The sequence below is a fragment of the Streptomyces sp. NPDC002785 genome, assembly GCF_040295565.1.
In the GTDB taxonomy this organism is placed as follows: domain Bacteria; phylum Actinomycetota; class Actinomycetes; order Streptomycetales; family Streptomycetaceae; genus Streptomyces.
The window spans coordinates 29127-50835 of the sequence record NZ_JBEOVN010000008.1 but is presented as its reverse complement, the minus strand read 5'-3'; the positions used below and the strand labels follow the sequence as shown (position 1 = coordinate 50835).

General features: G+C 70.0%; 16 protein-coding genes. 9 read left to right on the top strand and 7 right to left on the bottom strand.

All coding sequences use genetic code 11. From position 1 onward, the window contains the following. Positions 1-79: 79 nt before the first annotated feature. The 3 genes from ABTZ94_RS04105 (at position 80) to ABTZ94_RS04095 (ending at position 4442) form a co-directional block, all read left to right on the top strand. Complete coding sequence (locus ABTZ94_RS04105; protein ID WP_502967170.1) at positions 80-2164, top strand: SpoIIE family protein phosphatase; 2085 nt, start codon at positions 80-82, stop codon at positions 2162-2164. 372 nt (positions 2165-2536) lie between these two features. After that, the gene (locus ABTZ94_RS04100; RefSeq protein WP_351197261.1) at positions 2537-2671 is read left to right on the top strand and encodes a hypothetical protein; all 135 of its coding nucleotides are present in this window, start codon (positions 2537-2539) and stop codon (positions 2669-2671) included. 67 nt (positions 2672-2738) lie between these two features. Beyond that, positions 2739-4442, top strand: a complete 1704-nt coding sequence (locus ABTZ94_RS04095; protein WP_351197259.1) for an acyl-CoA dehydrogenase family protein — start codon at positions 2739-2741, stop codon at positions 4440-4442. 188 nt (positions 4443-4630) lie between these two features. Here the strand turns inward: ABTZ94_RS04095 and ABTZ94_RS04090 are convergent, their stop codons facing one another. Together ABTZ94_RS04090 and ABTZ94_RS04085 are read right to left on the bottom strand one after the other, a co-directional pair. Continuing rightward, positions 4631-5743 carry an XdhC family protein gene (locus ABTZ94_RS04090; protein WP_351197257.1) on the bottom strand — a complete coding sequence of 371 codons (1113 nt, stop codon included), beginning with the start codon at positions 5741-5743 and terminating at the stop codon, positions 4631-4633. 48 nt (positions 5744-5791) lie between these two features. Continuing rightward, positions 5792-6091 (bottom strand): DUF1876 domain-containing protein, encoded by a 300-nt coding sequence (locus ABTZ94_RS04085; RefSeq protein WP_351197255.1) that lies wholly within the window; start codon positions 6089-6091, stop codon positions 5792-5794. 645 nt (positions 6092-6736) lie between these two features. Between ABTZ94_RS04085 and ABTZ94_RS04080 the strand changes: the two genes are divergently transcribed. Then, positions 6737-8284 carry a sugar transferase gene (locus ABTZ94_RS04080; protein ID WP_502967169.1) on the top strand — a complete coding sequence of 516 codons (1548 nt, stop codon included), beginning with the start codon at positions 6737-6739 and terminating at the stop codon, positions 8282-8284. Between the two features lie 114 nt (positions 8285-8398). Here the strand turns inward: ABTZ94_RS04080 and ABTZ94_RS04075 are convergent, their stop codons facing one another. Further along, on the bottom strand, positions 8399-9382 hold the full coding sequence (locus tag ABTZ94_RS04075; protein WP_351197251.1) for a GDP-L-fucose synthase family protein: 984 nt from the start codon (positions 9380-9382) through the stop codon (positions 8399-8401). A 113-nt stretch (positions 9383-9495) separates the two neighbouring features. On the opposite strand from ABTZ94_RS04075, the gene gmd reads away from it, so the two are divergent. The 4 genes from gmd (at position 9496) to ABTZ94_RS04055 (ending at position 14588) form a co-directional block, all read left to right on the top strand. Continuing rightward, positions 9496-10509 carry a GDP-mannose 4,6-dehydratase gene (gene gmd / locus ABTZ94_RS04070; protein ID WP_351197249.1) on the top strand — a complete coding sequence of 338 codons (1014 nt, stop codon included), beginning with the start codon at positions 9496-9498 and terminating at the stop codon, positions 10507-10509. Positions 10510-10810: 301 nt separating this feature from the next. Further along, the gene (locus ABTZ94_RS04065) at positions 10811-13072 is read left to right on the top strand and encodes a LamG-like jellyroll fold domain-containing protein (protein WP_351197247.1); all 2262 of its coding nucleotides are present in this window, start codon (positions 10811-10813) and stop codon (positions 13070-13072) included. Beyond that, positions 13069-13764 carry an Rv1352/Rv1906c domain-containing protein gene (locus ABTZ94_RS04060; RefSeq protein WP_351197245.1) on the top strand — a complete coding sequence of 232 codons (696 nt, stop codon included), beginning with the start codon at positions 13069-13071 and terminating at the stop codon, positions 13762-13764. Before ABTZ94_RS04065 ends, ABTZ94_RS04060 begins: the two co-directional genes overlap by 4 nt. Beyond that, positions 13761-14588, top strand: a complete 828-nt coding sequence (locus ABTZ94_RS04055) for a glycosyltransferase family 2 protein (protein ID WP_351197243.1) — start codon at positions 13761-13763, stop codon at positions 14586-14588. The genes ABTZ94_RS04060 and ABTZ94_RS04055 overlap by 4 nt, the downstream gene beginning before the upstream one ends. Before the next feature lies 1 nt (position 14589). On the opposite strand, the gene ABTZ94_RS04050 is transcribed toward ABTZ94_RS04055, so the two are convergent. Next, positions 14590-15750 (bottom strand): glycosyltransferase, encoded by a 1161-nt coding sequence (locus ABTZ94_RS04050; protein ID WP_351197241.1) that lies wholly within the window; start codon positions 15748-15750, stop codon positions 14590-14592. Between the two features lie 105 nt (positions 15751-15855). Between ABTZ94_RS04050 and ABTZ94_RS04045 the strand changes: the two genes are divergently transcribed. After that, positions 15856-17370 (top strand): hypothetical protein, encoded by a 1515-nt coding sequence (locus tag ABTZ94_RS04045; RefSeq protein WP_351197239.1) that lies wholly within the window; start codon positions 15856-15858, stop codon positions 17368-17370. Here the strand turns inward: ABTZ94_RS04045 and ABTZ94_RS04040 are convergent. From ABTZ94_RS04040 to ABTZ94_RS04030, 3 genes are read right to left on the bottom strand one after another with little or no spacing between them, the layout of a single operon-like run. Next, a complete protein-coding gene (locus ABTZ94_RS04040; RefSeq protein WP_351197237.1) occupies positions 17339-18583 on the bottom strand; it encodes an MATE family efflux transporter in 1245 nt (414 codons plus the stop codon). The genes ABTZ94_RS04045 and ABTZ94_RS04040 overlap by 32 nt on opposite strands. Continuing rightward, positions 18580-20262 carry a lipopolysaccharide biosynthesis protein gene (locus ABTZ94_RS04035; protein ID WP_351197235.1) on the bottom strand — a complete coding sequence of 561 codons (1683 nt, stop codon included), beginning with the start codon at positions 20260-20262 and terminating at the stop codon, positions 18580-18582. The genes ABTZ94_RS04040 and ABTZ94_RS04035 overlap by 4 nt, the downstream gene beginning before the upstream one ends. Further along, on the bottom strand, positions 20259-21524 hold the full coding sequence (locus ABTZ94_RS04030) for a glycosyltransferase (RefSeq protein ID WP_351197233.1): 1266 nt from the start codon (positions 21522-21524) through the stop codon (positions 20259-20261). Before ABTZ94_RS04030 ends, ABTZ94_RS04035 begins: the two co-directional genes overlap by 4 nt. Positions 21525-21709: the final 185 nt, after the last annotated feature.

Genomic DNA, 21709 nt, shown 5'->3' with positions numbered 1-21709 from the left:
GCGAAGCGCGCAGGGTGCGTCGACGCTTGTCCCTACCCACCGATTCGCGAGGTGGACGGAGCCTGATGGGGGTGAATCCGTGTCGGACGCCGGTGTACCGGACCCCGCGTCGACTCCGGTCGACGATATGGGGGCGGCGGTACTCCACACACTGTTCGCCCAGTCCGCGGTGGGCCTGCACGTTCTGGACACGCAGCTGCGGGTGGTGCGGGCGAACCCCCTTTCCGGCGTCGTCCCCGCCGAGAGCCTTGTGGGGCGGCACTTCACCGACGCGTACCACGTCGAGCAACCGGAAAAAGCGGAGCGGATGCTGCGCAGAGTGCTGGACACCGGCGTGGCCTTGCGCGGCTGTGTGATGCGCGGCCGGCTCCTGGACGCCCCCGGCCCCAATCGCAGCTTCAGGGTGTCCATCTACCGTCTGAACGACACGCACAGTCGCATCCTCGGACTGCTGGCCACGGTCGTCGATATCAACGAGCAGGAGAAGGCGCGCACCCGGACGGCGTGTCTCGCCGCGGTACGCACGCAGGTGGGCAGATCACTCGATGTGGCGGCCACCTGCGAGGGGCTCGTCGAGGCCGTCGTTCCGGTGTTCGCCGACTTCGCCGTGGTCGAGGTGGTGGATGAGGTCCTGCGCGGTTCGGATCCACCGATCGGCCCCCTGGGGCGCGATGTCCCGCTGCGCCGCGCGGCGGTCCGAGGCCTCGGCGGGGACAGTCGGGGCGGCCTGGTCGGAGAGATGCGCAGGCTGCCCGTCCGCACTCCCTACGCTCTGGCCGCGTCGGATCTCCGGCCCCGTCTCGTCCAGATCGGTCCCCGGACACCGTGGCTCGACGCGGACCCCGACAGCGCCCGGGTGATCGAAGCGACCCGGGCCCACTCCTTGATCGTGGTCCCGCTGAAGCTGCACGGCACGGTCCTCGGCCTTGTGAGTCTCTACCGGTGCCGGGGGACGGAGCCCTATGGGGAGAACGATGTTCCGCTCGCTCTGACCGCAGCCGCTCACGTCGCACTGAGCGTCGACAACGCACGGCGCTACGAGCGCGACCATGTGATCGCGTCGACGGTCCAGCGTCGGCTCCTCCCCCAGCGCAACGGTGACCGGATCGCCGTGGAGACGGCGCACGTCCTGCTGCCGGGGCGCAACAGCGGCAGCTGGTTCGACACCATCAGCCTCTCCGGCGCGCGCACCGCCCTGATCACCGGCAATGTCGACGGACCCGGCCTCCAGACAGCCATCACCATGGGGCAGTTGCGCACCGTCATCCAAGCGCTGGCCGGTCTCGACCTGGAGCCCGACGAAGTGCTGGCCCGGCTGTCCGACATCGCCGGCCACCTGGCCGTCGAGCGGGCAACGCTGCCGCCCGGTGACCGGCTGCACAGGCAATCGCCCTGGGCGACCTGCCTGTACGCGGTCTACGACCCGTTCTCCCGTACCTGCACCATCGCACGGGCGGGGCACCCGGCGCCGGTCCTCGTCACGCCCGACGGCACCACAACCACCCTGGACGTACCCGAAGGGCCCCCGCTCTTCTCCGCCGACAGTTCGCCGTTCGCCACCGCCGCCTTCGAGCTCGACGAAGGCAGCGTTCTGGCGTTCTTCACGGGCACCCTCCTGACCGACCACGGGGCCGCGAGCCGGGTACGGGAAACGCTCGCGCAGCCTGGCCGGAGTCTGCAGGACCTGTGCGACGACGTGGTCTACAACCTTCCGGCCGACGCCTGTCCCGAGGGCGCCGCCCTTCTCCTCGCCCGTACCGGCGTCGTCCCGGCCGAACGGGCCGCGACCTGGGACCTGGCCCACGCCCGGACCACACCCGCCATCGCCCGCACGCTGGTGCGCGACCGGCTCGACGGCTGGAACCTCGACGAGGAGACGGCCGAGGCGACCGAACTCATCGTGAGCGAACTGATCACCAACGCCGTCCGTTACGGCACCCCTCCGCTGCAACTGCGGCTGATCCTGGACCGCTCGCTCACCTGCGAGGTGCACGACAGCAGTCGGGTGTCACCCCATCTGCGCCATGCGCGCACCGTCGACGAGGGCGGACGCGGACTGTTCATCGTCTCCCAGCTCGCCACCCACTGGGGCACCCGGTACAGCGACGACGGCAAGGCCCTGTGGACCGAGCAGGAGATCCCGTCCGTGGCAGATGAGTCCTGACGTCGGCGTGCGGCACCCGCTGCGCACGGCCGCCTCTCTCGCGGCGGCCCGATGAATTTCGTCGCCGTCTACTACACGTCGGTCAAAGACGTCCGCGGAGCGCCCCGCACGGCGGTCCGACGATCGCTGACAAGTACGGCGCCTCGCGGCCGGGTTGGCCGCTGGGCGCCGCGATCAGGGTGGTGGCGGCCGTTCCGGGGACAGGAGCGGTCGCCGGTCGGTCAGTCGCGACCGTCGTGGTGGCTACGGCCCCCACGGTCGTCGTGGCCGTCGTGGCCGTCGTGGCCACGGCCATCGCGGCCGGGCCATTGCACCGCGAGAGCAACAGTGGTTGAGTGACGGAGAAAGATATGAATAGAGGTTCAGAACATCGTGAGCCACCGGCCCGCCGCCCGGACGGAACGACTCGGCTCGTTGTCGCCGGTGGACGAGCGGACCGGCCCGGGACCGGTCGTCGAGGGCATCGCCACGCCGTACCTCGAAGCCGTCGGGGCCGACGGCACCTGATCGCGAGCCGCACACCGCCGTAGCCACTCCCCCGCCGCCCGCCCATCGACCAGGACAGGAACACGCGATGACCGTCACCCCGCACCGGACCGGCCTTCGGCCCGAGGCCCCGGCGCCGCACCCCACCCATGAGGTCACCAACCAGGCGCCGCCCCGGACCGGCCTCGACGAGTACGGCACCAATCTGCCGCTCGCACAGGCCGTCCGGACGTTCGGCGCGGCCTGGCACGAGCCGGAGCTGCACGACATCGGCGCCCTGATCGGTTCGGAGCCGTTCCAGACCAGTACGGAGCTCGCCCACACGTCCCTGCCCGTACTGCGCACCCATGACCGCTACGGCAACCGCGTCGACGAGATCGACTTCCACCCCGCGTACCACGAGGTCATCGGCGCGGCGGTGAGTCATGGCACGCACACCGCGGGCTGGGCCGACCCGAAGCCCGGAGCCGCGGTGGCACGAGCGGCTTCGTTCATGCTGTTCGCCCAGATCGAACCCGGCCACGCCTGCCCGATGTCCATGTCGCATGCCGTGGTCCCGGTCCTGCAGCGCGACCCGGACGTGGGACGGGACTGGCTGCCCGGCCTGCTCAGCCGTTCGTACGACCCCCGGCTGATCGCCCCGGGCAGCAAGTCCGGGCTGACCTTCGGTATGGGGATGACGGAGAAGCAGGGCGGCTCCGACGTACGCGCCAACACCACGCGGGCCGTCCCGCTGGCCTCCGACGCCGAGGGACGGGCCCATCTGCTGACCGGCCACAAGTGGTTCTTCTCTGCCCCGCAGTCGGACGCCTTCCTGGTCCTGGCCCAGGCCGAGGCCGGGCTCACCTGCTTTCTCGTACCGCGTGTACTGGCCGACGGCACCCGTAACACCGTCCGTATCCAGCGACTGAAGAACAAGCTCGGCAACAAGTCGAACGCCTCCTCCGAGGTGGAGTTCGACGGCACTTGGGCGGTACGGGTCGGCGAGCCCGGCCGCGGCGTCCCCACCATCATCGAGATGGTCAACCACACCCGGCTCGACTGTGTGCTCGGCACCACCGCCGGCATGCGCCAGTCGGTGTCCGAGGCGATCTGGCACGCGCACCACCGCAGCGCCTTCGGGGCCCGGTTGGTCGACCAGCCGGCCATGACGGCGGTTCTCGCCGATCTGGCACTGGAGACGGAGGCCGCCACCTGGACCTCGCTGCGTCTGGCCCACGCGTACGAGGCCGGCAGCGGCGAGTCCGAGGCGATGTTCCGGCGGCTGGCCACCGCGGTGCCCAAGTACTGGATCTGCAAGCGCGGCCCGCACCACGCCTACGAGGCGCTGGAATGCCTGGGCGGCAACGGCTACACCGAGGACTGGCCACTGGCCCGGCGCTACCGCGAGCAGCCGGTGATGGCGGTGTGGGAGGGCTCCGGGAACGTCATCGCGCTCGATGTGCTGCGGGGCATCGCCAGGACCCCGCAGTCACTGGACGCCTTCTGGGCCGAGCTGGAGACCACCGCCGGTGCCAGTTCCGTACTGGACGCGCACATCCGCCGGGTGCGACAGGATCTGGCCGAGGACCTGGGCGACCCACTCGCCGCGCAGACCCGCGCCCGGGCGACGGTCGAGGGCATGGCGCTGGCCCTCCAGTCCTCGCTGATGCTCCGTCACGCTCCCACGGCGAGCGCCGAGGCGTTCGTCGCCGCCAGGCTCGGCGAGGCCCGTGGCCACCAGTACGGCATTCTGCCGCGTGGCACCGATGCCGCGACGATCGTGGAGCGGCACTTCGGCGGGGCCGCCTGAGACCGTCACCCACGACGGGCGGGCAGCGGCCCGAAAAGGCCCTGCCCGCCCGTCGTCGCGCAACGCTTCCGGTGCCGTGGCCACGGAGCCGGGAAGGTCGAGGACGCCGAGGGTGTGCCCGCGGATCTCTGCGGTCACGGGCCGGGTCGCCGAAGCGGCAACGGCAACGGCGGGCATGGATCACGGAGTCATACGGATTTCAGCCGTGGCGGGTGGATCGCCCCGGCCGTGTCCGCGAGCGGGCTGCCGGTGCCGCCCCAGCGCAGTGCGACGATCTCCGCCGCGATCGACACGGCCACTTCCTCGGGGGTGCGCGCGCCGAGGTCGAGGCCGATGGGCGAGCGCAGTCGCGCCAGTTCCACTTCGCCGAACCCGGCCTCGCGGAGCCGGGCCATGCGGTCCTCGTGGGTCCGGCGGCTGCCCATCACGCCGATGTAGGCGGCCGGGGTACGCAAGGCCACCTCCAGCAGCGGCACGTCGAACTTCGGGTCGTGGGTGAGTACGCACATCACGGTCCGCCCGTCGATCTCCGTGCTGCGCAGATACCGGTGCGGCCAGTCGACGACCACCTCCGCGCCCTCCGGGAACCGGCGGGGGTCCGCGAAGGCGGGACGGGCGTCGCAGACGGTGACCCGGTAGCCGAGGAACGCACCGATCCTCGCCACCGCCGCGGCGAAGTCGATCGCGCCGAAGACCAGCATCCGGGGCGGCGGCGCGAACGACTGGAGGAACACCGTGACGTCGTCCTCACGCCGCTCGCCGTTGGGGCCGTAGTGCCGCAAGCCGGTTGCGCCCTGGGCGAGTTCTCCTCGTGCGTCGTCGGTGACGGCGGCGTCGAGGCCGATCGCCCCCAGCGATCCGGATACGGTGTCCGGCCAGACGGCGAGGGCGGCGCCGCGCGGGGCGGGTCCGTCGGTCACGGTGGCGACCACGACCGGTCGGTGCCCGGCGACGGACGCAGCGACCTCGCCGAAGCTGGTGTCGTACCCGGCTGTCACGGGGCGTACGAGGAGTGTGATCTCGCCGCCGCAGGTGAGGCCGACAGCGAAGGCGTCCTCGTCGCTGTAGCCGAAGTTCTGGAGCTGGGCCCGGCCCGTTTCCACGACCTCCTTGGCCAGTTCGAAGGCCGCGCCCTCGACGCAGCCGCCGGAGACGCTGCCCACGACCTCGTCGCCCGGGCCCACGGCCATCGCCGCGCCGGGGCCGCGCGGCGCGCTGCGGCTGACCGCGACGACGGTGGCGAGCCCGAACGGCTCCCCTGCGGCGTACCAGCGGCTGAGCGCCGGAAGGATCTCACGCATCAGCCGTCTCCCCCGGGCCGTGTCCGCGAAGGTGCCGTCCCCCAGGGCTCAGGCCGTGGTGTCGGACCATGCGTACGGCGGCGCGACGGGCCCGCTCGCGGGGCCGGCTCCGACCGTTTCCAGTTCCTGGTCGGCGGCCTTCATCAACTGCGCAGCGACGTCCTTCATGGCGCGGCTCGCCGCCAGTTCGTCACCGATGACGGGGATGTCCACGTCCTGCGGGTTGCAGCGGGCGACCCCGTGCCCGATGAGCTTTTCGGAGCCGGTGTCCAGCACCGCCTCGGCCCTGGTCGTACCGTCCTCCTCGGACAGACCGACGCGGACCTGCCACTCCAGCGTGCGAGTCATCGCGCACCTCCTGCGACCGCGCCCGGCCTCGGTCCGCCGCCACGACGCGATCCTGAGACCAGGATCCACCCGACCGGGCCCGTTCGCGCGTTCCGGCTCGTCGGGATGGCCGATGTGGTGGAGCATCCGGCGCCGGGAAGAGCGGCGGCCGCCCGGCCGCCCCGGTCCGAGGACGACCTCAACAGCCTCTGCCCTCGCTCCCCCGAGGTGGACACCGTCTCCCACGGCTCGGCCTCGGAGCGGGGCACGCTCAGCCGCTGCGCCCCGAACGTGATGTTTTCGGCCCAGTTCTTCTCCGCGGAAGTCACCGCACGTCCCCGCTTTCACCCATGGCCGGGTGTCGCGATCTCGACGGTGCGTCCTCCCGGAACAGACCCTTTTGGCGAGATCATGCAACTGGTGACGTACATGTCCGCACACCATCCGATTCCGGCACCTTCCAAATGCGAACAGTCACGCACAGACCAAGAGATCCAGCACGGAACGGGATGAGTTCCAAGTCAGTGCGCATGTCTGAACTTCACTGGAACTCCAGCGAAATGGCACGTGTGTGGATATCGTGCACCGAGCGAGGGCGCATCCGTCAGTCCACGGGATCGGCGGATGCGTCCCGTTTGTGGCGATGCAACTGTGACTGGGGGGTTCATGGGGCATGTCGAGCTACCCGATTCGAACAGATCAGGACCTGTGGGACTGGCGGGGGCACCTCGTCCACGAACTGCTTCAAATCGGCCTCGCAGCAAGGTACTTGATGATCTGTGGAAGACACCGACCGTACAGCGCGAACGTTCAGGACCGGCCGCGACGAAGAGAAGGACGGGCCGGCTTCTGCCGGTCGTCATCGGGGCCGAGCTTCTCGGCCTGGGGATTCCGGCATGGCTCGTCCTACAGACCGGCGGGCAGTCACGGGCCGCGGTCGCCGCGGCAGTGGCCGCGCTTGCGTGGTCCGGTGTGCGGGCCGCGCGCGGCAGGTACGCGGACCGGCCTCCGGGCGATCCGCCGGGGGTACTGAGCACGACCGGCGACTGGCTGCTGCTCATCGGCGTACTCGTCGTGCTGCGGACCATGACCGGCGATTCGGCCGATCCTGCGACGGCGGTCGTGGCACTGCTGCCCGGTCTGCTCGTGGGCGTGGCGATGTGGGGGGTGCGGCGGGTGCCCTGGCCGGGGCGGCAGCAGCGGGCGGTCCGGCGGGTACTGGTGGTCGGTGAGGCTCCGGGGGTGGAACGCACGGTGCGCCTGCTCGGTTCCCGTGCGGACCATCCATACTCGGTCGTGGCCGCCATACCGGTGGGGACCACGCCGCTGGAGTGCGAGGTCCAGGTGCCGGGCCGGCTCGCACCGGCACCGGCCGACGACGACGCTTCGACCGTGCTGGGCGGAGCCTTCGCCCATGACGCGGACCTGGCTCTGGTGGTGCCCGGGCCGCAGCTCTCCGAGGAGCGGCTGCGCCGGCTCTCCTGGGGGCTGCACGACGGCGGCCTTCCGCTGTCCGTGCTGTCGGAGCTCTCGGGCATCGCAGCCGGCCGAGTACAGCCGTCCGCTGCGGCCGGGCTGACCCTGCTGCACATCGCGCCGCCGCTGCGCCGGGGCCCGCAGATGGCCCTGAAGGCCGTGGTGGACCGCACCGGGGCCGCACTTGGGCTGCTGGTTCTGGCACCGCTGCTGCTCCTGATCGGGGCGGCGGTGCGGCTCGGCTCGAACGGGCCGGTCTTCCACCGCCAGATCCGCCACGGGCAGCACAACCGGCCGTTCACCATGTGGAAGTTCCGGACGATGGTGGTGGACGCGGAGAGCCACAAGGCGCAGCTGGTCACGGCGAACGAGAACGACGGCCCGATGTTCAAGATGCGCCGCGACCCCCGGGTGACCGGGATCGGCCGTCTGCTGCGCCGGACGTCTCTCGACGAGCTGCCACAACTGCTCAATGTGCTCCGGGGCGACATGTCGCTGGTCGGTCCACGGCCTCCGCTGCCGGACGAGGTGTCCCGCTACGACGAGCGCGAGCTGCGGAGGCTCGCGGTGAGGCCGGGGCTGACCGGCCTGTGGCAGGTCAGCGGGCGCTCGGACCTGTCCTGGCAGGAGACCGTCTCGCTGGACCTGTGGTACGTCGACAACTGGTCGGTGGCCACGGACATGGGACTCATGGCCCGTACACTGCGCGCCGTCACCGACGGCCGGGGGGCGTACTGAGTGCGACGGCCGTCGATGCGAGGAGTGCGAAACCACCGGTCGTGCGGGGCCGGAGGGACGGGCGGCCGTCGCGTTGCGGCGGCCGGCCCGTGCCGGTCGGCCCGTCGGGTCCGCTCAGACCTGTGCGGTCTGCCGCTCCAGCCACCATGCGTAGGTACGGGCGATCCCGTCGGGCAGCGGAATCTGCGGTGCGAAGCCGAGGGAGGTGAGCCGGGAGACGTCGAGCAGCTTGCGCGGGGTGCCGTCGGGCTTCGACGTGTCCCATTCGACAAGGCCTTGATACCCCGTCACATTCCGTATGATCTCGGCGAGTTCGCGGATGGTCAGATCCTCACCGCAGCCGACGTTGACGGGCTCGTCACCGTCGTAGCGCTCCAGCAGCAAGAGGCACGCGGCGGCCAGATCGTCGACATGCAGGAATTCGCGACGCGGGCTGCCGGAGCCCCAGAGCGTGACCGCGGGCGAGCCGTCCCGTCGCGCCTCGTGGAAACGGCGGAGCAGCGCGGGCAGTACGTGCGAGGTCTCCAGGTCGAAGTTGTCGCCCGGGCCGTAGAGGTTGGTGGGCATGGCGCTGATGTACGAGGCGCCGTACTGCCGACGGTAGGACTGGGTCTGCACGATGCCGGCGATCTTGGCCAGTGCGTATGCCTCGTTGGTCGGTTCCAACGGGCCTGTGAGCAGGGAGCTTTCGGAGATCGGCTGCGGGGCTCGCTTGGGGTAGATGCAGGACGAACCGAGGAAGAGCAGCCGCTCGACCCCGGCGGCATGTGCTCCGGCGACGACGCTCAGCTGGATGCGCAGATTGTCCTCGAGGAACTGCACCGGATACGTGTTGTTGGCCATGATTCCGCCGACCTTGGCGGCGGCCAGCACCACGGCGTCCGGACGGACCTCACTGAGAAATGTCTCGGTCCGCGCGGCGTCGCGCAGATCGAGGCGGTCGCGATCGCGGGTGATCACCTCGTGTCCGGCGGCGGTGAGGCACCGAAGCACCGCCGAGCCGACCAGACCGCGGTGGCCCGCGACGAATATGCGGGCGCCGGGTCGTAGGAGGGGGCGGACGGATTCCTGGGGAGGGCCGGGGAGATCAGTCGTCATGGCTCGGATTGTGCCAGCAGCCGCAGGCCGCGGTGACGTTTTGCCGCAGATCACTCAATTCCGATATTTCGGTGAGAACCAACAGCCTTTCAGGCGAACACAGAGGGGGAGCCGTGGCGAAGACCGCGCTCATCACCGGCGTGACCGGACAGGACGGTTCGTACCTGTCCGAGCTGCTGCTCGACAAGGGGTACACGGTCCATGGACTGATACGCCGCTCGTCGAGCTTCAACACCGAGCGGATCGACCACATCTACCAGGGACCGGAGGAAGAGAACCGTTCGTTCGTCCTGCATCACGCCGACCTCGCCGACGGGGTCGCGCTGGTGAATCTGCTGCGCGACATCCGGCCGGACGAGGTCTACAACCTGGGTGCGCAGTCGCACGTCCGCGTCTCGTTCGACGCTCCGCTGTACACCGGCGACGTCACTGGTCTCGGCACCATCCGGCTGCTGGAAGCCGTCCGCGCGAGCGGTATCGACACCCGTATCTATCAGGCGTCCTCGTCGGAGATGTTCGGCGCCACCCCGCCGCCGCAGAACGAGAAGACACCGTTCCATCCGCGGAGCCCGTACAGCGTCGCCAAGGTCTATTCGTACTGGGCGACCGTCAACTACCGTGAGGCGTACGGGATGTTCGCAGTCAATGGAATTCTCTTCAATCACGAGTCCCCGCGCCGCGGCGAGACGTTCGTGACCCGGAAGATCACTCGTGGGGTGGCCAGGATCAAGGCGGGTCTGCAGACCCACCTCCACCTGGGCAATCTCGATGCCGTGCGCGACTGGGGCTACGCCCCCGAGTACGTCGACGCGATGTGGCGGATGCTGCAGTGCGACAATCCGGACGACTACGTGGTGGCCACCGGCGAGGGTGTCAGCGTCCGGCAGTTCCTGGAGCACGCCTTCGCGCACGCCGGCCTGGACTGGCGGGAGCACGTCCGCTACGACGCCAAGTACGAGCGCCCCAGCGAGGTCGACGCGCTGATCGGTGATGCCGCCAAGGCCGAGGAACTGCTCGGCTGGAAACCGGCCGTGAAATCGCAGGAGCTCGCCAGGATCATGGTCGAGGCGGACATGCGTCAGCTGTCCGACCAACTCGCCGGAGCGGCCGTGCGGGTGGACCGATGAGAAACCCTGGCACATCCGACAGCCACACCGCCTTGCCGGTCACCGGTGTGTGGACCTGTTCGGCAATCACCCACAACACCCGGCCGTCGCACCCCACGACCGTGCCGGGGAGCAAAACGGGCACGACCTCGGTCTCCACCGGCTGCCCGGTGGACCCGAGCGCGTCCGCACCGGTCCGGGCCCAGGGCCCGGACCACTCACTCGCCCTTGCCGGCAGCGGGAAGGACAGTTTCCGCCGCCGTTCGGACGAGGCAGGAACCGCGGCCTTTCGGCCGCAGCTCGTTCTCACCTTCGGAGCTGAATGATGAATGGAAGTACGGGGCGCAGACCCATCGGACGCGGCAGGGCGCGTGCCGCGGCCGCCGCGCTCTGCCTGCTAGCCGGAGCCCTGACCGCCGCCGCGTCCGGGGGCTCCCCGGCCGCGGCCCTCACATCGCCGGTCTCCCTGACCGCGGACGACCTCACCACCTGGCAGACCAACGGCATCGTCTGGTCGATGGCCGCGTCGAACGCCGGTGTCGTGTACACCGGTGGCACCTTCTCCACCGTCCGGCCGCCAAAAGCAGCCGCCGGAACCTCGGAACAGCCCGCGGTGAACTTCGCCGCGTTCGACGCGGCGACCGGTGCACCGACCGGCTGCAGCCTGTCGTTCACGCTCTCGTCGGGGACGGCGACCGTACGAGCCCTCGCGCTCTCCCCCGACCAGAAGACCCTGTACGTCGGCGGGCAGTTCGGGGCGGTGAGCGGGGTCGGGGTGAGCAATATCGCCGCGATCGACACCGCGACCTGCACCCCGCGCCAGGACTTCAAGGTCTCCGTCTCCGCGACAGTACGGGCGCTGGCCGTCACGGCCGACACCGTCTATCTGGGCGGTGACTTCAACACAGTGGCGGGGCAGACCCGGAACAAGTTCGCCGCGGTCACCACGGGCGCCGCCCTCAAGGCGTGGAAGGCCAACACCGACGAGGTGGGCCGGGCCGTGGAGCTGACGCCCGACCGGAAACACGTACTGATCGGCGGTGACTTCTTCACCGTCAACGGCACCACCTCGCACGCACTGGCCGTCGTGGACGCCACCACCGGGGCCGTCGCCAAGAGCTACCCGGCCGGCTTCATTCCGAACACCTCCACGGTGCAGGACCTGACCACGGACGCCACCGGCTTCTACACCGCCAACGAGGGCACCGGAGGGGGTGTCTTCGACGGCCGGATCGCGCTGAACCTCAGCAATTTCGAGCAGCGCTGGCGGGACACCTGCCTGGGCGCCACCCAGGCCGTCCTGGTACACAACGGCGTTCTGTACAGCGGGAGTCACGCACACGACTGCGCCAGCATGGGTGAGTTCCCCGACCAGCCGCGCAAGCATCTGCTGGCCCAGTCCGTCGACGACCCGAAGCTGCTCCCCTGGTTCCCGGACACCAACGACGGCATCGGGGAGCCGGTCGGACCGCGGGTGATGGCGCAGACCGACAAGGGCGGCCATCACTATCTGTGGGTGGGCGGCGAGTTCACCACCGTCAACGGCTCCGCACAGCAGGGCCTGACCCGGTTCGCCGACGGCCCCGACACCGGGGCGCCGTGGGTGCCGAACGTCAGCCTGTCCACCGTTGCCCCGGGCAAGGTGGAGGTCAACTGGCAGACGAGCTTCGACACCGACGACGGGGAACTCACCTACCGGATCTACAAGGACGGTGCGAGCACCCCGGTGTACACCACGACGGGGTACTCGCTGTTCTGGGACCGGCCGCAGCTGAGATGGACCGATACGGACGTGGCCGCAGGCGAGACCCACTCGTACCGGATCAGTGCGAGCGACGGCACCAACACCAGCGCCAAGTCGGCCGCCCTGTCCGCCACCGTGGCATCAGCGGCCGAGAAGTACCCCGCCAGGGTGCTGGCGGACGGTGCTTCGCTGTACTGGCGGTACGACGAAGGCACCTCGACCTTCGCCGGAGACACCGGCAGCGGGCTGGACAACGGATTCCTGCGCAACTCCCCCGCCTACCGCCGGACTCCGGCCGCCGTGGCGGGTGACTCGACCGCGATCGGCTTCAACGGATCGAACCAGTACGCGTACAGCAACAAGCGTCATGCGCAGCCCACCAGGTTCTCGGTGGAGACTTGGATCAAGACGACGACCACCAAGGGAGGGAAGATCATCGGCTTCGGCAATGTGACCATGCAGAACAGCACCAAGTACGACAAGCATGTGTACATGGGCGATGACGGGAAGTTGGTCTTCGGGGTCTACAGCGGCGGTACCAGGACCATCACCACACCCGCCGCCTACAACAACGGGGCCTGGCACCATGTCGTCGCCACGCAGGGTACCGGCGGCATGGCGCTGTACGTCGACGGGCAGCTCCGCGCCTCGAGCGTTCTGTACACCGGCAACGAGAGTTACAACGGCTACTGGCGAGTGGGCGGCGACAATCTGAACAACTGGCCGAGCCGGCCGACGAGCAATTTCTTCGCCGGGCAGCTCGACGAGACCGCCGTCTACCCGACCGCGCTGAGCAGTTCGCAGGTCAGTGCCCACTACGCCCTGAGGACAGGTGGATGAGGTATCCGTTCCCGGCCGGCGCCGCCGTCGTCGTACTGACGGCGGCGCTGGCCGCCTGCGGCTCGTCCTTTGACGGACACGAGGCGGCGAGCGGCGACGGGCCATCCGCCACCCGGGCCCCTGTCACGGCCCCCTCGGCAGGTCCCGGCGCCACCGCGTCCAGTGGTCCTTCGGCTCCGCGGACGAGCGAACCACCGAAACTACCCACCGATGAACTCACCCCGGCGACCGGCTCCTTCAACAAGAAGCAGAAGGAGTATCTGGTCGACCGTGTGCCCAAGGGCATGGACCCGGCGGCCGTGCTCCAGACCGGTCAGGAGACCTGCGACAGGCTGACGTACCTCGTCAAGGTCGACCGGGACACGGCGGTCGGCGCGATCGTGACGGGCGAGATCGCCGATGCGAAACCGGCAGTCGAGCACCTCTGCACCCAGCACAGCGAGCTGGTGCAGGAGGCCTCGCGGGGGTACGCGGACGGCGCGTACCAGGACGAACAGATCCGGCCGGGCCGCTACCACGACGTCACTCCCACCGAGAACTGCACCTGGCAGATCACCGGGGCGAACGGCAAGAATCTGGCGTCGGGCTCCTCCGGCTCCGGGAAGCGGGCCGAGATCACCGTCCCGAAGGCGGCCCGCGCCTTCACCTCCACAGGCTGCTACGCCTGGCTGCCCGAAGGAGGCCATGGATGAGCAAGCTGCCGATAGCCGTGGCGATCCCCACGAAGAACGAGGGGCTGAACATCGCCGAGGCGGTGAAATCGGTGCTCGGCCACTTCGAGGCGGTCGTCGTCGTCGACTCGCACAGTACGGACGACACGGCGAAGATCGCCGAGGAGTGCGGGGCCGAGGTGATCACATACACCTGGGACGGTGGTCATCCGCGGAAGAAGCAGTGGTGCCTGGACCATGTCCGCACGGACCTGGACTGGATTCTGCTGCTCGACGGGGACGAGCGCCTCAGCCCCGGACTGCTGGCCGAACTGCGGCAGATCTTCGCCGATCCCGGCGCGCCGAAGCCCGCGGCGTACGACATACCGCTGGGTTACTGGTTCTCCGGGAAGCGGCTGCGGCACGGCTACACCATCCGCAAGCGGTCACTCACCGACCGCACCCGCTGCCGGTACCCGGAGGTCGGGGATCTCGAAGCGCCGGGCATCGGCGAGGTCGAGGGCCACTACCAGCCGGTCGCCGAGTCGGCCGGCTCGCTCCGCAATCCGATCGAGCACCAGGACCTCGACCCGGTCACCGCCTGGTTCGAGCGGCACAACCGGTACTCGGACTGGGAGGCGTGGCTGGAGCACCACCCCGAGGTCAAGGAGCAGGTGCGGAGGGTGAAGTCGCGCCAGGGACAGCTGTTCCACAAGGCGCCCTTCAAGCCCCTGGTGTCGTTCGCGTACATGTATGTGTACCGGCGGGGTTTCCTCGACGGGCGGGCGGGCTTCGACTTCGCACTGGCGATGAGTTTCTACCGCTGGCAGATCGCGCTCAAGTCCCGTGAGGGGAAGACCGTTTGAATCAGCGGCCCTTCCGGCGGACCACGTCCTCGTAGGTCCGCCGGAGGGTCCGGGTCACGGCCTCGATGGTGAAGTGCTCATTGACCAGGTCCCAAGCAGCCTTCCCGGAACGGGCGTTGGCCTCGGGTTCAAGAAGTTCCAGAATCGCCCCGGCGACCTTGAGTGCGTTCCTGCCGTCCTCGCCGACCCGGCTTTCGATCACCCGGCCCGCCCCGGCCCGTGCGACATCGGGGCCGAGGCCACAGGTACGGGTGATGACCACGGGGGTGCCGACCGACATCGCTTCGAGGACGGATACGCCCAGGGGTTCCTCGATCGAGGGCAGTACGTACACATCGGCCTGCCGCCCCGCCGCCAGGACCTCTTCGTGGCCGAGCGGTCCCACATGGTCAAGGGAGTCCATCACCCCCAGTCTGCGGGCGAGTTCGAGAGTTGCGGGCAGCGCTCCGGTGTCGGGGCCGGCCAGCACGAACCGAGCGTCCGGATGCTCGGCCAGGACCGTAGGCATCGCGGCGACGAAGTCCTCCGGGCGCTTGCGCTCCTGGATCCGGGCCAGGAAGAGGACCCTCGGCGGCCGCCCCGGCTCGCGGGCGGGCTTGTGTTCCTGCGGACGTACGCCGTTGACCAGCCGTACGGTGCGGGTCAACGGCACCGGTGCGGCAACGGCGTTCACATCGAGGCGTTCCATCTCGGTCAGGTGCAGCACGGCGTCGGCGTCGCGCAGCACCTTGCGTACCCCCAGCAGATCGGTCAGCTGAGCGACCCGCTTCTCGGTCGGGTCCACCATGCCGTGGGTCTGGACGACCAGGGGTGTGCGGGTGGCCAGGGCGAGCAGCGCGGCGGGCAGCGTCACCAGGTCGCGCATCAGATGGACATGGACGAGATCGGCGCCGCGCATCATGCGACGGGCGGCGAGCAGGAGCGCACCGGAGGTGATTCCGCTGACTTCGAACATGGGGAGCAGATGGCGGGCCTGAAAGAGATGGACCGGTACTCCCTCGACCTCGCGCGGCAGTCGGCCTTCGAAGCCGTCGCCCAGTGCCATGATCCGGGCGTCGTCGCCCCCGGCCCGCTGGACCTTCGACAGGTTGAGCGCCACCCTTGTCGGGCCGCCGAACGCATGGTCCGGGGTGTGCAGTGTGACGACGTGCAGAATCTTCACCAGGGGCCTCCTCGACCTCGGCCGACCTTTTACAGACTAGTCGTCCAAACCCCTCAAGTAGGTTGATTCGTTAGAGTGTTCACAGGTCCACAAAACGGGGGGCAGATGACGTCCGTGCACGAGGCGGCGCCGTTCGCACCCGTACCGGAGCACGGCCCGCATGACCCGGTCCAGCCGCCGGCGAAGCCCATGTCGTGGGCAATGCTGTCGCGGGCCCTGGCCGTGCCTCTCATCCTCGGCCTGGTCTGCTTTCTGCCTGCGGTGATCGCCGCGCAGCCGGGCACGGGCGTCCGGGACACCGCGTACTGGCTGCAGCTCGTGCTGACCTGTTATGCCGGGGCCCGGCTCGCCACGATGGTTCTGTCCACCCGGCGGCGTCTGCTGCAGGGCGTGTTCTGGATGTTCGTGTACATCGCGATGGGGGTGGCGCCGTTCGCGCAGGCGGTCATCGGGCAGACCCCCACCCCCATGGTCGGGCCGAGGTCGGATCTGATGACGGCCATCGCGCTGATCCTGGTGGGATGTGCCGCGTTCGACCTCGGGGCACTGCTGGCGTCCCGGCGTCCGCTGCGCCGCCGAGCCACCGCACGCTCCGGCAGCGGTCCGGCCACCGCGCACCGGGTGCGGCTCAGGCTGCTGGTGGTGCTGGCCTTCGCGGCGAGCGGCTACTACATCCTGAAGCTCGGCGGGCCCGCGATCTTCTTCACCAGCCGCCAGGAGATCAGCGCCTCGGTCGCGGTCAGCGGGGTGGCGTCGAGCCAGTCCAACGTGGGATCGGCCTTCCTCAAGGGCTTCGGTACGGTACCCGCGCTGCTGGGGCTGCTCTTCTGCACCCGTCGGCTGGTGACCTCGCGCAGGGCCCGGCGTTCACCGTCGACCGTTCTGGTCTGGTGTGCCCTGCTGATCCTCAACACCGTCGTCAACAACCCGATATCCAATGCCCGTTACTGGTTCCTGACCGTACTGGTCTCGCTGCTGTTCACCGCGTTCCCGAGCAGCGCGGCAATGTACCGGTCGGTGCTGGCCATGGGGGTGGTCGGGGCGCTGGTGCTGTTCCCGTACGCGGACCGGTTCCGCTACGACAGCGCCGGGTACCGGCCGGTGGATTCGTCGTCGGTGTTCGAGCCGCTGGCCACCAAGGACTACGACCAGACGGTGATGTTCGCCAACACCATTACCTGGGTCGACGCCCGCGGCCACACCTATGGGCGTCAACTTGCGGGCTCCGCCCTCTTCTTCGTGCCCCGGTCGGTGTGGAGCGGCAAGCCGGAGGACACAGGCGTGCGCGTCGGCCAGTGGATGGGGATGAACATGACCAACCTGTCCGCGCCGCTGTGGACCGAACTCTGGGTCGACTTCGGTGCTCCTGGCATGGTCGGCGGTCTCGCACTGATCGGGTACGTCGCCGCACGCACCGACCGCCGCTACGCGCGGGCGGTCTCCCGGGACGGCCCGGGCCCCGGCAGTGTTCTGGCCATCGCCGCGCCGCTGATCGCCGGGTACACCTTCATTCTGTTGCGCGGACCGCTGCTGCAGTCCATCGGAAAACTGGCGATCGCGGCGCTCTGTCTGCTGCTGGTCACAAGCTTCAGGAGCCGGAGCGGACAGCGCTCGCACTGACGGGTTCCTGGTCCACCGCGGTACGGCGTTCGAGCTGGGCCACCCGGGTCCACGTGGCCACTGCCTTGCAGACGGACCCCAGGCACAGGCCCCAGGCCGCGCCCGGCACCCCGCCGAGCGCATAGCCGCCGGTGAGGAAGGCGACGGCGGCGAGCGAGAAGACCACCTGGATGGAGAGGGTGGTACGGGGGTCGAGCATCCGGAGCGCCAGCAGCCCGCAGGTGCCGACGGCCATCGCCGCGTACTGGCTGCCCGTCGCCGGGAGCAGGGCAGCGGCTGTGGGCCAGGTGTCGCCGAGCAGCCGACGGCCGATTCCGTCGGGCAGCAGGGCGAGTGCGGTGGCCCAGGCGGCGGCTGTGGCGGCCAGGACGGCGGCGAGCGTCGCTGTGGCGCGTACCCTGCGCCGTTCGGAGGCGAGCCGTCCGAGCAGTGGGGGTCCAAAGCCGGTGGCCGAGGTGAACAGCACGTTCAGCGGCCCGAAGAGGGTGGTCGCGCCGCGCAGGGCGCCCACCACAAGCGGGTTGCCGACCATGCCGAGTCCGAGCACGGAGAGCTGGCTGGTGGCGTTGCCCACCCCGAACTCCACCGCGAAGCGCCGTCCCAGATGCCCTCTGCGCAGCAGGACCTTGAGCCGCAGCGGCGTACCGGTCACCCTGCGGTGCAGCAGGGCGGCCGACAGGAGAAGGGCGGGCAGCGCGGACAGCCCCCAGACGGTGACGAGCCGGGCGGCCGGGGCACCGTAAGGTTGCACGGCCAACGCGCCCAGCACACCGACCAGTCTGAGCACGTCGCCCGCCAATGCCAGGTGCGGCAGGTGCAGGGTGGAGAAGGCGTAACGCATGGTGTCCTGCCCCAGGACCACCGGCAGGACGAGTCCCAGCATCAGCAGGGCGCGTGCGGTGGCCCCCGGCAGCGTCAGGCAGACGGTGGCGAGCAGGGCGCCGAGCGTGGCCGCGGCGAGCAGGGTGAAGGTGACCGCCGACCGGCACGCGCCGCGTACCTCGTCGCTCTCGCCGCGCCGCAGCACGAGCGGCTGCCCGGTGTAGGCGCCGGATACCCCCAAAAGCACGGTGAAGACGAGGTAGACCGCCGAGAAGCGGGCGAAGTCGGCCACGGTGGAGAGCCGGGCGGCGGCCACCAGCACCAGGATGTTGGTGAGCGCCGCCACGCCCTGGTCCGCGACCGAGCAGACGATCGCGGTACGTGCCTTCATCTGTGTCCCGCGGTGGAGTCGAAGGTGCGCAGGCCGAGCGTCTCGGCCGGGTCGCCGGTGTGCTCCCGGCCGCCGCCGTCGTCCCGGCCCGATGCGGAGCGGGACCGGCCGCCGCCCGTGCGGCGCCTGGCGGCCTTCTTGCGGGCCCGGCGCTCGTAGCGGCTCCGGCCGGGGTGCAGCAGGGCGCCGAGCACGGAGCCTCCGGCCGCCCCGACGATCTCGCGGATCCGCTCCAGGTCGCTGCGGTGCACCTCGCGCGGGTCGCACACCACCACGACACCCTCCACGCGGTCGATCAGTGCGACGGCGTCGGCGTACGAGAGCACAGGCGGGGCCAGCACGATGACGACGGCGCCCGGCCGGTCGCCCTCGGCGACGATCCGTCCGACGGGCGCGGAGGTCAGCGCGCGCGGGACGTTGTCCGTGCGCCGGCCCGCTATCAGGGTGAAGGCACCCGACCCTGGTACGTCCACATTCATCCGGCTGTCCGACGGCCAGGCCCGTTCGCCCTGTGAGGCCCAGCGGGGCCCGGCGCCCAGCACGGCCGGGCCGAGGTCCCTGGCCAGCGAGGGGGTACGCAGATCGGCCTCGACCAGGAGTACGTCACGCCCCATCTCGGCGAAGGCGGCGGCCAGGTTGACCGCGGCGGCGGCCGCCGCGTCGCTGTCCCCGCGCGGCGCCGTGACCAGGAGTCTGCGGCGCTGCGCGAACGACGGGTCGTAGGCGAGCCGGAAGGCGACCGCCCGGTACTCCTCGGCGAGCCGGCTCCCGCTCCGCCCGATGGCGAGCAGCGCACCCGCGGATGCCCGTTCCCTGGGCAGGGTGCCGAGCAGCGGGGCGCCGAGCGAACGGACCAGTTCCCGGGTTGAGCGTACGGCCGGGTCGAAGACCAGGCGTACCCAGGACAGGAGCAGTCCGAGCGCGAGCCCGACGACACCGCCGAGTCCCAGCAGCAGGGGCAGCCCCGCACCGGTGGGGTCCGTGGGCGCGACAGGCTTCTTCGTCAGATAGCCGGGAGTGGTGTCCAGGGCGCGCAACTCCGAGATTTTTCTGCTCAGTTCGGAGATCGAGACCACGATGTTGGCCCGTGCGCTGGTGACGTCGTTACTCGCCCCGGCCTGCTCCGCCAGTTGATCGCGCTGTTCGGTGAGGGGCTTGAGCTGGGCGCGGTAGCCGTCGACCATGTTGGCGATGCTGTCCTCGGTGCGCTGCCTGCGGATCTCCAGATAGGCGTCGGCGAGCGCCTCGGCCCGCGCCTTCGCCAGGCCGGGGGTGCGGCCGGTGTAGGAGAAGCGGAGCACGAGGGTGTTCGGCGGGTTCGTGACCTGGAGACCGGACAGCAGGGTCCCGACCTCCACCCGGTCGCCGTGCCTGGCCAGGGTGCCGACGGCCAGGGTGCCCACGGTGTCGCTGACGGCGGTCTGCCGCTCGGAGCCGATGTTGATGCCCTTGTCGGCGGAGGCGCCCGCGGCGAAGGGGTCCGAGGCGGCGGAGCGTACGACCACCTCGCCCGTCGATGTGTAGCTCTCCTCGCCGCTCAGGGCGAGCCAGCCGCCGCCGAGCAGTCCGAGGGCCACGCCGCAGGCGAGCAGTGCTCGGTAGCGCAGAAGCTGACGGAACTGGTCCCTCAGCAGCGCGGGTTCGTCCTGGTCCTCCAGGGCGCGGATCGGCTGGGTCATCGGCGTGGTCTCCCTTGTGCGTCCGCGAGGACCTCGGTGAGCAGTGCGTCGAAGCGGGCCAGGCCCGCCTCTCGGCTCAGGTGACGTGCGACGTACTGCGGTCCGTTGGCGCCGAGCCGGTCCGCCTCGGCCGGCGCTTCGACGAGCTTGCGTACGGCCGAGAGCAGCGCGGCGGGATCCTCCGGTGCGACGAGGAGCCCGGCGCCGGACCGGTGGACCTCCTGGGCGGTGCCTCCCCCGTCGGCGACCGAGGCGACAACGGGGCGGCCCGAGACGAAGTACGAGGTGAGCTTGGACGGGACGCTCATGTCGAGTACGGATGCCCGCTGGGTCACCGCGAGCACATCGGCGGCCGCGAGAATGTCCGTGAACTCGTTCGCGCCGGCCGGTGGCAGGAAGTCGAGATTGCGCAGCCCCGTCGCACGCCCCAGCAGCGCCTCTCGCTGATTCCCGTCTCCCATCAGCACGATGCGTATCTCCGGCGCCAGCCGGGCCGCGTCGACCAGGACCTCCAGGCCCTGCTTGAGCCCCATGTTCCCGGAGTGCAGGACCACGGGAGTGCCCTCACTCCAGCCGAGTCTCGCCCGGGTTGCGGCACGGTCGGCCGAAGGTGCCTGCACATGCGACCAGTTGGGAACGACACGGATGCGCCCCGGGTCCACGCCGTACGCGGTGACGCGCGGGACGAAGCTCTCGTGGATGACTCCGACGAGGGCGGCGCCGCGCAGCGCGTAACGTTCGGCCGCCGCGGCGACGGCTGCCGCCCGGTCCCCGCCCCGGATACCGCTCTGCGCGGCGGCGGCACCCATCAGATCCTGCACGACCGGTATGTGCGGGACTCGGTGGCGGCCGGCCAGCCGGGCTCCGATGACACCGCCCGCGAGGCTGGGCAGCTGGGAGACCACCGCGTCCGGCGGACGCGAAACGGGCGGTGAAAGCAGGCCGTGCCCGAGCACGGTGGCCTCGAACATCGCTCTGCGCAGGGCAGTCTGACGGGGCGGCACATAGTGTCTTCGTCGGTGGACGGTGACCCCGGCCCGCTTCTCGGCGACCCTCCACACGCCCCGGTACTCCGCTTCGGTACGCCAGGACGGGTAGTGCGGCATGCCGGTCAGTACATGGGTCTCGGCCCCGGACGCGGCCCAGTGCTCGGCGAGCTGCGCGGCGTACGGGCCGATGCCCGTCAGCTCCGGTGCGTAGTTGGTCGACACGACCAGCAGAGTGCGGTCTTCGAACGGCTTGTGACGATCGGCATCGGACACGGACGCTCGCCTTCCCCCCGGAACATTCTGTGTTCCCCTCAAGGAACAGCCCCAAAAGTGAGCTTATCCGTTCACGAGATGCGCAAGTGGTCTTCACAGTAAGGTCGTTGCACCATCAACACCGATACCGATATCCCGCAGCACCGGATGCCATGTCCGGACAACTGCTGCTGGACACGGACATC